Source organism: Bacillus sp. TH50 (genome assembly GCF_016650565.1).
GTDB lineage: Bacteria > Bacillota > Bacilli > Bacillales > Bacillaceae_G > Bacillus_A > Bacillus_A mycoides.
Window position 1 is genome coordinate 959520 of the sequence record NZ_JAEKFM010000007.1, and the last position, 13606, is coordinate 973125.

Consider the following 13606-nt stretch of genomic DNA (forward strand, 5'->3'; position numbering starts at 1 on the left):
GAATGTTTCGATAAAATTTAGTTCGAATTATGTATATTGGAATAATAAGCGCTTTCATTGATATTATACAACAATATAACGGAATATAGTATAAAAAATAAAAAATTATGAATTTACCATAAACTTTATCTCGATAGTGTTAAATATCGAAAGGAAAATGAAGGATTTCTACAAAAAAAGTGGCTATACATAAAAAATGCTTCATAAACCGTTAGTTTCTATAAATATGGCGAAAAACAACGTAAAAACAATAGCGCATTTCACCCGATAAAGAGCAGAATGAAACATTTTAAAAGGATAAAACAAATATGGAGATATTAAATTTTCATAAAAACGGAGAGGAGATATAGTAACGGCTATATACATTGTTCCATGTTTCATTTCAAAATAGACGTGCTGAATTTGAAAAAGTTTCTTCTATATAAATAGAATGAAAAATAAGCGAAATGAATGTAAAGGAAACTTGACGTAAAGTTTCCTTTACATATATACTCGGTATAAGGGAGGAGGGAGAAATTTCCTTGGAAAATAAAATGGTCGAATACCGAAAAAAACTTGGACTATCTCAAGAAAAATTGGCTGAGAAACTTGGGGTTTCCAGACAAACCATCATTTCAATTGAAAAAGGGAAATACGATCCATCACTTCCATTAGCATTTGAAATAGCAAAAACATTTCAGACAACGATAGAACATGTATTTATTTATGAAGGAAAAGAAGAGGGGGAGAAAGGATGAATTATTCACAAAAGTACTTTGTAATTATGGGGATTATCTTTTTAATTATGAGCGGAACTATGATATTAGCAGGTATAATGACTCATTCTGCACCGCCAATTCCAACCTATACAGTACTTGCAATGATGATCATGTGTTTTTGCCTAAGCTACTTGCACCCGCAATTTAAAGAAAAAGATGAGCGAATGAAACTTATTCGTTATAAAGGAATGTTCTTCAGCTTTTTTGCACTAACGGCATACTATCTTCTTTTCTCTATTGGCTTAAACTTAAAAGTAATTACGCTATCTTCGGTTGAACTATTGAATATATTAATGGCACTTACGATGAGTACAGTTTTTATATCGTTTGTTGTTTTATCGAAAAGATATTAAGATGTAAAAGAGAAAGGAAGATTAACATATGCAAATGATGTATGCTTTTGGCATGGGGCTTGTATTATTTTTAGCGGTATTCTTATTTATTCGTAAAGACGTTCAAGGCGGAACGTTAACGAAACGAGGATTTTATAAAATGATCGGCTGTTTAGTTGTTATGTTTATAGCGATTATCGTAATGATCGTTCTAATTAATAAAACATTATAGAATTTAAAAACGGAACCTTACTTTATAGTAAGGTTTTTCTATTTGAAATTAATACTAAAAAATACCATAAAAACTATTTAGTGACTATATTTCCTATTATATAATCCAATAAAATGATAGATAAGGAGAATAGTATATGAACAAAAAAACTATCTTCTTCTTATTAACATGTCTACTACTTATAGCTAGTATTACTTATATAATATGTAACAAACGAGAACAAGTGCCACCTATGTTAGTATGGGAGGGCCAGGAATACTACGTTACGAATGAACCTGCCAAAGCAGAAGAAATCGGACAAAGACTTGGTGAAGTAACAAAGAAAATTGAAACGAGCAAACAGCCTACTAAAGATAGTGAATCCAACATATTACAAGAAAAAACAGAAGTATTTGAAATGATTTTAGAAGAAGAGGATGAAAGGCCGCCTATACTCGTAAAAGAACCTAAGAGTGAAAAATGTAGAGTAGTAAGGCCGATGTTAAAGCAAGTACTATAATAATGAAGAAACAAATTTTTAATAGAGAGTAGTGACGTTATGAAATGGAAAGCAGGAACGTTTGAAAAAATAGAAACGAATGATTTATCTATTGAGCAGCTTAAATGTGCCTATAAGTTGTTTTAAAGTACATAACGAAAATTTTTTCAAAGAAATACCTTATAAAAATATTAAAATATTCAAAATTGCATATTGGTTATTCTAAATCTTATGCTAACCTTATAATGAAAAATATAACATTTGTTGGTAATGAATGATTTTTGAAGGAAATAAGTTGTTGAAAAAAATACCATATAGGGAAATTGTTAGAAGTTCAGATGTTACAAACGTCATCTTATTTTCAATGTCTGATAAAAGTGATGCCATCAGAGGGCAAAATATTGTTGTTGACTATGGATATACAATTGTATAAATAAATCATCTTGGGAATTAAGGGTGTGGATAATGAGTTTACTAATTAAAGATTTAACAAAGAAATTTGACGAGCATGTTGCAGTGAATAATTTGAATATCGAGATACCAAAAGGTGAAATATTTGGATTCTTGGGCGGGAATGGAGCAGGTAAAACGACTACATTTCGAATGATACTTGGCCTTTTATCGAAATCAAGCGGAACCATTTCATGGAATGGTAAGCCTATAAATTATGATGTAACGGATAAGATTGGGTATTTACCCGAAGAACGTGGGCTTTATGCGAAAATGACTGTCAAAGAACAAGTTAACTTTTTTGCAAAACTAAAGAACATGAAAAGTAAAGATGCAGAAAAAGAACTTCACTATTGGCTGGAGCGTTTTAATATAACTGAGAATCTGAACAAAAAAGTAGGAGAACTTTCAAAAGGGAATCAGCAAAAAATTCAGCTGATAACAGCGATTATACATAAGCCTGAACTCTTAATTTTAGATGAACCATTTAGTGGTTTAGACCCAGTAAATGTTGAAATGTTAAAAGAAGCCGTTCTTGATATGCAAAAACAAGGGTCGTCCATTCTTTTTAGTTCACATCGTATGGAACATGTGGAAGAGTTATGTCAACACATTTGTATCATGCACAAAGGAGTACCTGTTGTTCAGGGAGACATTGCAAAAATTAAAAGTGATTTTGGTAAAAAGAATGTTGTAATCGTTGGCGATCATGACTTTGACCATTTGAAAGAAATAAAAGGTGTAGAAAGTATGAAGAAACGTAAGAATGCAGTTACTCTTAAAATTTCATATGAAGAAGTTTCGCATATTTTATTTAAAGAAATAACGAAGTTAGGGTATGTTAAAAAGTTTGCAGTAGAAGAGCCTACATTAAATGACATCTTTATTGAGAAAGTAGGTGCACAGCATGAATAGTTTCTGGACGATTTTTTTACAAAACTATAAATCTAAGGTAAAAGCTACATCATATATTGTTATTACAATCATGATTTCTATGTTAATTATAGGAATGATGAATTTTGAAAAAATTTATAACTATTTTGTAGGTAACGAGGAAGAGCAAGTTGTCGTCGTTACAGAAAAAGAAGAATTATATACAAAAATTCAACAAGTGTTTAAAAATGTCGATAGTAAGATACATGTTAAACATAGTACGGATAAACAAAAAGCAGAATCAGGTGTTAAAGATGGTGATTATACATATGCAATCGTTGTAGAGGAATTGGATAATAAGCAACTAAAGGCTACGTATATAACTGAGACAGATACAAATCAGCAAGATGTTAGTAAGGTTCAAACGATTTTATCTCAAATACAATCTTCTAATTTCGCGCAGCAATTAAATCTATCACAAGATGAATTAAAGGTGTTAACAACGCCAGTAGAAATACAAACCAAAACTGTTTCAGATAAGGTTAAAGATGGAGAACATACAGAGGGTGTAGGAATTTTAATTAATACCTTTATCATGCTAAATTATGTAATGATATTAATGTATGCTGCACAATTAGCTACAGATGTTGCAACAGAAAAATCTTCTCGTGTCATGGAGTTAGTTGTTTCAAGTATTTCGCCTACAAAACATTTATATGCGAAGCTCTTCTCAACATTATTGGCAGGTATTACACAAATAATAATTTGGGGCTTGGTCGCAACTGTAGGGTATAAAACAGCAATTAATGAATCGAAAAATGATGTTTTAAATAGTATTGATTTAAATTCTGTTGCTCCTACTCTAGTGTTTTATGGGATTCTATTCTTCACATTAGGATTCTTATTATATGGCTCATTATCTTGTCTACTCGGCTCTGTTATTAGTCGTATAGAGGAATCTTCTCAAGCTGTTATGCCGCTGACATTTATGTTAATTGCTGCTTTGTATATCGCACTTTATGGAATGTCAAATCCAAGCAGCACGGTTGTTACCATTACTAGCTATATACCTTTCTTTACTCCTATTGTTATGCTCGTACGAATTGGATTCCTCAATATCCCAGTATGGGAGATTGCGCTTGCATTAGCGATTCTATTAGCAACAATATGTATGATGATTGGTTTAACGAGTCGTGTTTACCGCGGTGGCGTATTATTATATGGTAAAGGTGCATTCAGTAATATAAAAAAGGCAATCAAGTTAGGGAAAAAATAAGATTGGCCCATTCATTTTACAACAACAAAGAACTACATGGTTAATCTATGTAGTTTTTTGTTGTTACAATAATTTTTATATATAAATTATTGTATTAGGCTATTTTTTAAAGAAAACTTTAAAAAGCTCCCAAGAAGAGAGTGAAGAATTGAGTTCTGGTGAACAACGCAGAGCTATGGGTGATATAATTTATATCTTTCTCAAAAATTGAGGAAAAGAAGTAGGGGAAATGGTATAAATATAATATTAGCGATTGATGAACTGGAAGTTTCACAGAATCTTACGCAATGTTTCAATCGAAATATAAGTTGAAAGAAGTGGATATATTTATTGCTTTTTGAAGACATGTTGATTATTACAAGTTTAGAATCGCACTTTGCTATATCACGGTGAACGATATTACAAATAGCAGTAAATCAAATAAAATAAAGCTAGCTTAGATTGAGCTTTTTTGTCTAAAATATTGACTCAAATCTAATAAGAGATTTAAAATCATAAGTTTATTTTCATATGAAAAATTAATCGTTAACCAAAAGGGAGATATTGATCAAATCTTGAACAGTATATAAAAAATTATTATAAAAATAATATATTGATTTGCTACATAAAGAAAGCCCCGTGACTATCAAGGGGTTCTCATATGATCCCGACTGGCCTCGAACCAGCGACCTCCACCCTGTCAAGATAAGAAACGTATGTTTTACGTTTCGGGAATATCGAGCGTAAAGCTAGGTGTATCAAGGTTTTATAGAATATTCTATGTTTCTGGATGCAAATCCTGTAACGTAGAAAAATGAAATTTCTTGACCAGAATCTTGACCATTTTTTACGTAGCTTCTTATAAATTTAAAGAAATGGTTGTGTTAAAATATGGTGAGTTGTATCATAAGTAAATGTAGTTTTTGAAATTTGCAAAAACTGGTTTCTGAAGGAGAGGTTTAGATGTATTTAGAAGTTGCGATAATTGATTATTTAAATGTAGATGGTAAACTCACTAACTTTAATATTACACCAAAGGATTTAAACTCTCATGTAATAGTAGAATCTTTATCAAACGCACAAAGGCTTAGACGCAGCCCGAATTTTTCAGTTGGTGGAACAATGATATATAATTCAGACCAATGTCAAATAAGAAAAATAGAAACTCAATTACGTACTTTCACTCAGACCTCATCTTCAAATATTGTTAGATTTCAATTTAATCATAAAAACTTGCCACTAGGACCATCTAATCGAGGTAACGGTGGCTTATGGAATTTTTTGTTGCCTCCTCGTTGGCGTTTAAGAGATTTAAAGGTAGTTGACCCATACGATAATTCAACGGAAATTATGAGCGAAAAACGAGAATTTAGGTATTCAGTGTTTTGGGATGAAGAATATGATACGCAGATGATAGAAATGGAGTTAAGGTCAAACAGAGGTAGCTTTTCATTTGAAGTAATAGGAACAATGTCCCTTATAGATACTGATGAATCAAAAGTGCATTATGTATCTTCCATTAATACTAGTTTTGCAATAGAGAAATTAGAAAACATACGAATTTTAGATAAGGGGGGAAACATATGCTATCCTCTCAGTTAGCGGAAAAAGCTAAATGGCTTGAACTGAAGCCGAATATCTGTGGGATTGGTTTAAATATTAATGAAATAATTGAAAGTATAAATGCTTATATAATTAGATTAACAGAGCGAAGAAGATAAGTATTTCAATAGAGAGCATTCATTAAAAAGAGGACGAATACTTTTTCTTAATTTTTCCTTTGTGAATCTCATAAATATAACTCGTTTATATAATAAAATTGTTCTAAGTACTATTTTTGGAGGGACAGAAAGATAGTTATTAGGGGAAAATGTTTGGTGGAAAGAAAGTGAGAGTGTAGGATCCAAAATTTACGATAAATTAGCTTGGAAAATGTGGAGATTAAGAGAAAAGATAGAGTTATTCAATGAAAAGTATCAATCATTGGAACAATACATGAAACTTGCATATTCCCATGAAATAGAAATGATAAGCTATGTCTATAATAAGTATGAATTAATTCTTGATAGACTGGTTAACTATAGGGCAATTAAAACTCTTAAAAATAGAATGTGTAAGATAAAATCAGGTATTGTGCCCTATTGATCTGGAAATCCTTTAACCAAATTTGATTTTGCTGCTGTTTATCATAAATTTAAAACAAAAGAGGAAGTAGAAGAGATATTCTCTAAAATTGAATCAATGCTAGATGAACCAGATCCATTTCTAAGTACTTTTCTGAAATTTATTTTCTAAATGACCATCGTTTTGATATATATATATTGGTATAAAAACACAAAAACTCGCTGGCAATCAGCGAGTTTTTTCATATTATAGCACCCATTCGTAACATGTACATTTTTAGTATATCATGAGGATATTAAACTGTTTATTTATAGATATTGGCAAGTTATTAGCCTGTTTAATTGAATACTATTGCTTTTAACAACGTTTTTTTAAATTATGAATTTATATTCGTAACTTTTATATTTTTTTGCTGTAACATCTGTACAAGTTGCACTCCTTGTTCGACAAGGTCTAAATCATTTGGGAGCTGTGCTTTATATTCATCAAGTAAAGGTATAAGTTTATCACTAGTTGTCCAGTTACCTTTCTCTAGCCATAATGATTTTTCTGATTTTGTGAAAAGTATACTACGGTCAGCTGATTTCGCAATGCTCATATTTCTATGACAAAGATATGGAATTTCATTAATAACAGCTTCATAAATTGGGTTTATATGTAAAGAACGGGCCGTTTTACCATTAATCTTTTCAATAAGCAATTCTTTCTCATATTCAAACACAAAAGTAAAATGCTGGCCGCTAAATATAATAGGATACTTTACAAAATAGTAAGCATAATGTGTTTTGTTCCATGAATTTTTTGTATCAATTATATATTGGAGCGTCTCTTTTACCGATGATTTTTTTACTGCAAAATAGTTGTCGAAAAATTCACTCCAAACTTTTTGAAGTTTTGGTGTTGTCCATAAAAACGCTTTTCGAGTGTTTCCGCCGTATAAGTATCGCTCACAATTTAAAAAATCTCCAAGTGATGACGAGCCAAGTTGATGCTTATAATCTTCACAAGTAAGTAATGCACGTGCTACTAATCCTTGATCGAGCGTTATCATGTGTCTAACTAAAGGAACTAAGTCTTCGCCATATTTTTCAAAAGCATCTCGAAGTGCGGAAAGATTCCCTGCAAGCTCGGAAAGATCTTCTAACTTAAATAATGCATCCTTTAAATTTGGCTGTTGGTCAAGTAGCTTGGCTTTAAAACGTTCCTGCTCCACACTATCGCGTGTAAAGCCAGGGAGCTTTTCAATTGTAGCCAATGTTTTATATGGATCATCGTTGCTTTTAATAAACAGGTCAATTGCTCTAAAAATATCACCGATACTATCATAACGTAAATTTGATATATATTTGCCTTGCTTCTCTTGACGAATACGTTGTACAAGATTACGAATAATGCGTAACAGTGATGGCAACTCCTCTTTTTTATCGTGCAGAAGGGCTTGTGTAACTGTATAGAAATAAATACGTTCTGGAAGCGTAATATTTCCATTTTCAATTACAGTTTTAAATAAATTAGGCTCTGCAATGAATAGAGGTGTTTTTTGTACAATTTTAGAAAATAATTCATTTTTATCATTAACGTTACACCATACTTCTAGTACAGCAAATAAATACTGTACCGCTTCGTTTTCTTTATAAATCTCACGCAGTACCTCTATCTCTGTATAACGCTTATTCACAAACACATTGGAAGTCACCTTTTTCTTCACTTGTAATGCAGATGAAATAAATGCAAAAATATTTAAAAACGGACGATCAAGCGTTTTCGCTGTTCCTAAATGCGACCATAATAAATCTGTCCATTCCTGATCGAGTTTAAATGAGAAAGCTTTCATCTCCTTATGATATCCAAGTGAATCAAGAAGTTGTTCAAATTGTGCTTTAAAGTTTTCAAACGACGATAGTGCCCGCCCACGTGCATTCATTTTAATGTATAATTCTTCGCCTAATTCGAACTGATCGAGATCCATAAATGAGAATGTAATTGGGCAGTCTTCGCTTGTAAGCAAGTGTAAAACTTCTTGAGAAAGTGACTGCAATTCAGCATGAATCGCATCAAGCATCTCTAGCATCCCTTTAATATTAGGATCAAATTTCCATTGATGACGGAACCATTTCTCATTGCGAATAACATCGGATAAAGGTTCTTCTGAAAAGTCATCTAACGTAAAGTTGCTTTTAAATAAATGATCGAGAAAATCTTTTGTTGTAAGGCGTGTTTCATATGAGAAGCGTTGCAGAAGCTCGCCTAAATTTCCCTCTTCCTTCATATTTAAATACCAATGTAGTAAACATAAAGTCGTTAAACGCTGTTGTCCATCGAGCGGTAGTAGTACCATTTCTTCTCCTTGTTGCTCGATCGTACCATATATAAAGTCAAAGTCGAGAGACTCTCCTTGTAATGCCTTTTTCAATGATGGCACAAGTTGATGGCGAACGGCTTGAGCTTTTGGATCTAGTCTTCCTTGCGCGTAATCACGCTGAATCATTGGAATGCTAATTTGGTAATTTTTTAATAGTTGCATGAATGTAGTTCTCATACAGTTGCCACCTTTCCAATAAACTGCGTCAGTGTCGTTTTAATCGCGTTTAAGTAATCCTCTCGGTCTCGTTGTGTCCAAACTTCAAAATTGTCGACCTCTTCACTGTAATATTTCATAAAAGTATTGCGTGTAGCGAGTGGTATAAAGCCACCTTCTTGGTCATATGCAATGAGACGTTTATATTTTATAGGGTAGAAGTGATTACTTAGGCGAATATTTGTCGCTTGATCAAGCAACACTAAATTTTCTATACCATCACTTTCGTAAACCAGTTCGCCTTTGAGTTGTTCAAGTACTATTATTGATAATTGTTCGAATTGACTCTCTGTTAACTTTTCTACATCCGCTTCTTTCAGTTGCTCAACTATTTTCTGATAAGTCTCGTATTTTTCTAAATACTGAGTCGCATCAACAATCCACGCCGCCCATTGTGCTTTTGTTCGTAGCCCCTCTGTATTTCTTGCATGGATATGCTCTAGACTCCAATCCATTTGGTGATATTTATCAAACGGGAACAGACTATTGGATTGTTGTTGATTGAGCATTGTCAGTACATTAAAGAGTAGTAAAATTTGTTTAATTTGCCCATAGTGATTGTGATAATCAAGCTCATCTAAACGTTCAATGTCAATGTTATCTATCATTTCTAGACGAAGCACTTCTTTAAAATGGCGCTTCGACAATACTTTGTCATTGTTGTATAAAGCGAGATACTTCGTAATCGGAGCTTTGATTGTTAGGTAGCCTATGTAATGGTAAAGCTCACGGTCATTGAACCATTCTTCAAAAATCGCCATTATTGCTAAAATGTTTTGCCAGATTTGTTTCGTGTCATGTTCTTGTAATACATAAAATGTGTAATATGGATCGACTTGGATATTCGATGTGTTATTTGCAATAATATCAAATAAAAATTCAATTCGATTTTCATATGGTTTTTGTACACCAAGAAAGTACCATAACGAGCTACGCTGCAGGAATCTTTCAACATGATCCCATTGTGTTGCCAGTTCCACACGATCTTTATAAGGCAGTTCTAACATCAGTCTTGCTTTTATTAATTCCGCGTTTGTTAGTGGGATTTTACCAATATTTAATCGACTGAAAATTTCACGTACTTCTGTTTTTGGGTCAACCTCGTACCAAATAAACTTCACCTGTTCTCCGAGCATAATCGAAAACTTTTTCTTGACTGTTTGGCGATTGACTTGAATGTTTTTGAACCACTCTTCTACCGTGATATAAGCCTCACGCATAAAATGGAAGTCAATGTTATGAACTTCTTCTTCCAACTCTTCTTGCCCCATACTTCTTAAAAACTCAGCACTACTTCCACGAGTTGCATACTCTAACTCATAAGAATCTTCCTTTAGAAACGTTAATAAAATTGAAATTGTTGTTAGGCGTTGCTGTCCATCTATGACTTCATAACTGCCATCCTCACGTTTACGTAAAACTAGTGGTTGTAAGCAATAAAAGGCTTCTGAATTTCCAAAGCTTTTTCCCATAAACTCATACAAGTCATCTAATAGGTTCTTAACTTGTGTAGCAGTCCAACGATATCCACGCTGGTACGACGGTATATAATAATGTTCGACATCGATTAACTCATTAACAGATTTTAAAGCAATATGCTCCATGTACTTTCACTCCTTCATCCTATAAATAGATTACCAGCTAGAATTGATTAATCTAACAAGTTTCTTACTCAATTTTTGTACTTCCAGCTCCATATCCTCCTAATGCATATTTTACTATTTTACTATTTTAGTAAGTTATCTGGAGATGTTGGAGAGATAAAGTCATTGGTTGTAGGTATTAATTTATGCAAATTATACCATATAAATATACTGAAAAGTGGGGCTAGTATAGTCATAAGGACACAACTTAGTTAAGTCCTCATAATGGATTTCAAGGAGGAAGTGGCTGTATGATGGTGCTTGTATCTGGGCATTTCACGGTATTTTAAAGAAAGTAGAAGTATATCGAATGTAATATATTACGTTTGAATAATTGGATGTATTGTTATTCTAATGCTGAGAATGGAGTGTTTTTTCATTCATTTATTATATGTGCTGAAAAGGGATGCATAAAAAATAAAGGAATTTAGTATCTTGGGAAAAGTAAACTCTAATCGAATAAATATATATTATTTATATGAATTAATACAAGAAGGGTTGCTTTTCAAATGAAGAGCAACCCTTTTCTTATGATTGGAGGAGTAAAAAGTGATATATCGTGAGATTAGAGCAGGAAAGCAAGGAGTACTAGAACCATCTGTTGGTACGAATCAACCAGCAAAACGAGTCGACATCGTAAAACTAAAAATGGTAAAAGAGAGCAGTCTTCTTTACAAAGAAAGAAGAATTAAATCTCCAGAAGATGCAAGTTTGTTGTTTAAGCAGTTTCTAGATGGAGCTGATCGAGAGTATTTTATTGTACTCTGTCTTGATATTAAAAATCAGCCTACTGCTATCAACGTTTGTCATATTGGTAGTTTAAATTCTAGTATTGTACATCCGAGGGAGGTGCTGAAGCCAGCGATTATCTCAAATGCTGCTTCAATTATAGTTGCGCATAATCATCCTAGTAATGATCCTACTCCAAGTAGAGAAGATCTTGAAGTTACAAAACGACTCATTGAAGCAGGAAAAGTTGTAGGTATAGAGGTGTTAGACCATCTTATTTTTTGTGAGGAGAGTTTTATTTCACTTAAAGAAAAAGGGCATATGTAAGAAGAAATATAATTTGTTCATGTTATTTAAATAAAAGGAGAAATGACATACATGTTTGATGTAAATCAGGGACGTTATGCTACAAAAGCGGTACAGAATATAATTCCTTTAGAATTACAGCAGTTTTTATGGCTTATTATTGATTGTCGAAAAGCCGCTGAAGATCGATTGGACTACTTGCAAGTATTTGAGTTGCGATCAAATCATGAACATCAACTTGTCTGTAATACACAGGAGTCTCCACCTTTGCAATTAGAATACAAATTTAAATTAAATTCTAAGGGGGTGATTAACTGTAATGTGTGGATGATAGATAATGGAAAATATGCAACGATGCTTTTACTATCGGATTACTGATAAGATACAACATTAAAAGTAGAGGTGAAAAGGATGAGTTCTAAAACTGGTGAGGTCTTAATTGAAGTAATTAAAGTTATTCTACACATAGTTGGCAAGAAAGATAAGTGATTATACATTTTATAAATGTATTTTCTGTAATTACAAGTGAAAAAATAAGTCTCACATTAGATTTTATTTTAAAACACTAAAAATATAATTTTTAATCAATAATTAAATAGTAGACGATAGCAGCACGAAAGAGCGAAAAAATGAGTATGTAGAAAGGACTAAAATAACGATTGTTTTTCTAGTGATTTTTATTTCATTCGTGAATGCTATCGTCTTTTTATTAGAGAGGAGTGATTAGATTGAAATATAAGATTCCTCTTCTTCATCTAAGCTCCCCTCGATTTTGTCATATAAGTTCTCTAAATAGGAAATCTCCCAGTCTGACGGCAATGTAACTGGATTTATTCCTAACTCTCTTAATAGGTTAATCCGTTTGCTAAATGTATCTGCTGCCTTATGAACATCCTTTCGTTGTATATAACTGTGTTTTGCCTTAACGACACTACCACATTTATTAATCAATCTTAACAGCATTTTTAATGACATTTGTATTTGTCCATCATCGACTTTTTGATTTACCAGTTCTATAGCATTCTCCAATGTGTAATAGCCACCTTTTCCTACAATTAGCTTATAAAACTTCATGATTTCCTTTTTGCAACGCTGCTGATTCAACACATCAATGACAAATTCATCGCTGTCTCTGACTTGGGTCTCGAAGCGTAAAATCCCCCTAGTCTCTGAAAAATCTAAAAAACTCTTATTTTTTTGCTGTTCTTTAAGTAGTAGAGTCTCGTATCTGTTATACCAGTTGACCGCTTTATATGCAGACATCAAGTACACATTTGTTTTAGAATTCCAATACTTTTGAGTCTGTCTATTATCAAGAAAGTAATCGGGTATGTTCCCTTTTTTGAACAAGAACAAATATTTAGGGATTAAGCTTTCATCAATAGTCAAATCGATTGCTGCTTCAATTCTCTTTGCTTTCCATTCAAAGAAATCGGGGACGTTTAATGATAGTATGTCTTTAAGCACATAATTAAAATTAGTTTGAACGGTTTTAAACTCTGATAACTTCGTCACTCTATAATAACCGTTGGAATCAATCAATAATTGAGGGCGTAATCTAATTTCAATGGATCTGTATCCCCACTTATTACTTCTTAGTCGGATTTCTTGAAATCCATATCTGGATAGTGCGTTAGAAATATAAGCACCTTTATCCCAAGAATCCTTACGAAGTTGGTGAGAGGTTTTATACTTTTTTAAATAAGCTTGCAATTGTTTAAAGATGTTATTATACTCGGATTTCGTCAGTTTATAACTTACATACATCATATCAATCATATAACAATACCTCACTCAATTTCCCCAATAACGCAGCATGCTGTATTGTACAGACATGGTAAGCGGAGG

General features: G+C 32.6%; 14 protein-coding genes. 11 read left to right on the forward strand and 3 right to left on the reverse strand.

The window, feature by feature from the left end:
- Window positions 1-521 precede the first annotated feature (521 nt).
- The 9 genes from JFU23_RS21980 to JFU23_RS22020 all read left to right on the forward strand — a co-directional run bounded on the left by JFU23_RS21980 (window position 522) and on the right by JFU23_RS22020 (window position 6099).
- Entirely contained in the window at window positions 522-737 is a 216-nt protein-coding gene (locus JFU23_RS21980; RefSeq protein WP_002188807.1) for a helix-turn-helix transcriptional regulator, read from the forward strand.
- Complete coding sequence (locus JFU23_RS21985) at window positions 734-1111, forward strand: permease (RefSeq protein WP_201032699.1); 378 nt, start codon at window positions 734-736, stop codon at window positions 1109-1111. The genes JFU23_RS21980 and JFU23_RS21985 overlap by 4 nt, the downstream gene beginning before the upstream one ends.
- A 28-nt stretch (window positions 1112-1139) precedes the next feature.
- A complete protein-coding gene (locus tag JFU23_RS21990; protein WP_002011459.1) occupies window positions 1140-1322 on the forward strand; it encodes a DUF3976 domain-containing protein in 183 nt (60 codons plus the stop codon).
- A gap of 136 nt (window positions 1323-1458) precedes the next feature.
- The gene (locus JFU23_RS21995; protein WP_201032700.1) at window positions 1459-1821 is read left to right on the forward strand and encodes a hypothetical protein; all 363 of its coding nucleotides are present in this window, start codon (window positions 1459-1461) and stop codon (window positions 1819-1821) included.
- A 253-nt stretch (window positions 1822-2074) separates the two neighbouring features.
- The gene (locus JFU23_RS22000; RefSeq protein WP_043313409.1) at window positions 2075-2233 is read left to right on the forward strand and encodes an SDR family oxidoreductase; all 159 of its coding nucleotides are present in this window, start codon (window positions 2075-2077) and stop codon (window positions 2231-2233) included.
- 32 nt (window positions 2234-2265) lie between these two features.
- Complete coding sequence (locus JFU23_RS22005; protein WP_201032701.1) at window positions 2266-3165, forward strand: ABC transporter ATP-binding protein; 900 nt, start codon at window positions 2266-2268, stop codon at window positions 3163-3165.
- Window positions 3158-4399: an ABC transporter permease gene (locus tag JFU23_RS22010; protein ID WP_201032702.1), complete on the forward strand. Its 1242-nt coding sequence runs from the start codon at window positions 3158-3160 to the stop codon at window positions 4397-4399. The genes JFU23_RS22005 and JFU23_RS22010 overlap by 8 nt, the downstream gene beginning before the upstream one ends.
- 942 nt (window positions 4400-5341) lie before the next feature.
- Entirely contained in the window at window positions 5342-5980 is a 639-nt protein-coding gene (locus tag JFU23_RS22015; RefSeq protein WP_201032703.1) for a hypothetical protein, read from the forward strand.
- Window positions 5962-6099, forward strand: coding sequence for a hypothetical protein (locus JFU23_RS22020; protein WP_201032704.1), 138 nt, complete (start codon window positions 5962-5964; stop codon window positions 6097-6099). The genes JFU23_RS22015 and JFU23_RS22020 overlap by 19 nt, the downstream gene beginning before the upstream one ends.
- A 779-nt stretch (window positions 6100-6878) precedes the next feature.
- On the opposite strand, the gene JFU23_RS22025 is transcribed toward JFU23_RS22020, so the two are convergent.
- Together JFU23_RS22025 and JFU23_RS22030 are read right to left on the reverse strand one after the other, a co-directional pair.
- Complete coding sequence (locus tag JFU23_RS22025; RefSeq protein WP_201032705.1) at window positions 6879-9041, reverse strand: DUF262 domain-containing protein; 2163 nt, start codon at window positions 9039-9041, stop codon at window positions 6879-6881.
- On the reverse strand, window positions 9038-10684 hold the full coding sequence (locus JFU23_RS22030) for a DUF262 domain-containing protein (protein ID WP_201032706.1): 1647 nt from the start codon (window positions 10682-10684) through the stop codon (window positions 9038-9040). The genes JFU23_RS22025 and JFU23_RS22030 overlap by 4 nt, the downstream gene beginning before the upstream one ends.
- 588 nt (window positions 10685-11272) lie before the next feature.
- Between JFU23_RS22030 and JFU23_RS22035 the strand changes: the two genes are divergently transcribed.
- Both JFU23_RS22035 and JFU23_RS22040 read left to right on the forward strand, forming a co-directional pair.
- A complete protein-coding gene (locus tag JFU23_RS22035) occupies window positions 11273-11779 on the forward strand; it encodes a JAB domain-containing protein (RefSeq protein ID WP_201032707.1) in 507 nt (168 codons plus the stop codon).
- A 51-nt stretch (window positions 11780-11830) separates the two neighbouring features.
- A complete protein-coding gene (locus JFU23_RS22040; protein ID WP_097883097.1) occupies window positions 11831-12136 on the forward strand; it encodes a DUF960 family protein in 306 nt (101 codons plus the stop codon).
- 345 nt (window positions 12137-12481) lie between these two features.
- Here the strand turns inward: JFU23_RS22040 and JFU23_RS22045 are convergent, their stop codons facing one another.
- The gene (locus tag JFU23_RS22045; protein ID WP_097883094.1) at window positions 12482-13537 is read right to left on the reverse strand and encodes a hypothetical protein; all 1056 of its coding nucleotides are present in this window, start codon (window positions 13535-13537) and stop codon (window positions 12482-12484) included.
- Window positions 13538-13606 lie beyond the last annotated feature (69 nt).

Excerpts from the sequence above, each read along its gene's own strand:
- JFU23_RS21985 (WP_201032699.1), top strand. The coding sequence starts at position 734 with ATGAATTATTCACAAAAGTACTTTGTAATTATGGGGATTATCTTTTTA.
- JFU23_RS21990 (WP_002011459.1), top strand. The coding sequence starts at position 1,140 with ATGCAAATGATGTATGCTTTTGGCATGGGGCTTGTATTATTTTTAGCG.
- JFU23_RS21995 (WP_201032700.1), top strand. The coding sequence starts at position 1,459 with ATGAACAAAAAAACTATCTTCTTCTTATTAACATGTCTACTACTTATA.
- JFU23_RS22000 (WP_043313409.1), top strand. The coding sequence starts at position 2,075 with ATGATTTTTGAAGGAAATAAGTTGTTGAAAAAAATACCATATAGGGAA.
- JFU23_RS22005 (WP_201032701.1), top strand. The coding sequence starts at position 2,266 with ATGAGTTTACTAATTAAAGATTTAACAAAGAAATTTGACGAGCATGTT.
- JFU23_RS22010 (WP_201032702.1), top strand. The coding sequence starts at position 3,158 with ATGAATAGTTTCTGGACGATTTTTTTACAAAACTATAAATCTAAGGTA.
- JFU23_RS22015 (WP_201032703.1), top strand. The coding sequence starts at position 5,342 with ATGTATTTAGAAGTTGCGATAATTGATTATTTAAATGTAGATGGTAAA.
- JFU23_RS22020 (WP_201032704.1), top strand. The coding sequence starts at position 5,962 with ATGCTATCCTCTCAGTTAGCGGAAAAAGCTAAATGGCTTGAACTGAAG.
- JFU23_RS22025 (WP_201032705.1), bottom strand. The coding sequence starts at position 9,041 with ATGAGAACTACATTCATGCAACTATTAAAAAATTACCAAATTAGCATT.
- JFU23_RS22030 (WP_201032706.1), bottom strand. The coding sequence starts at position 10,684 with ATGGAGCATATTGCTTTAAAATCTGTTAATGAGTTAATCGATGTCGAA.
- JFU23_RS22040 (WP_097883097.1), top strand. The coding sequence starts at position 11,831 with ATGTTTGATGTAAATCAGGGACGTTATGCTACAAAAGCGGTACAGAAT.
- JFU23_RS22045 (WP_097883094.1), bottom strand. The coding sequence starts at position 13,537 with ATGATTGATATGATGTATGTAAGTTATAAACTGACGAAATCCGAGTAT.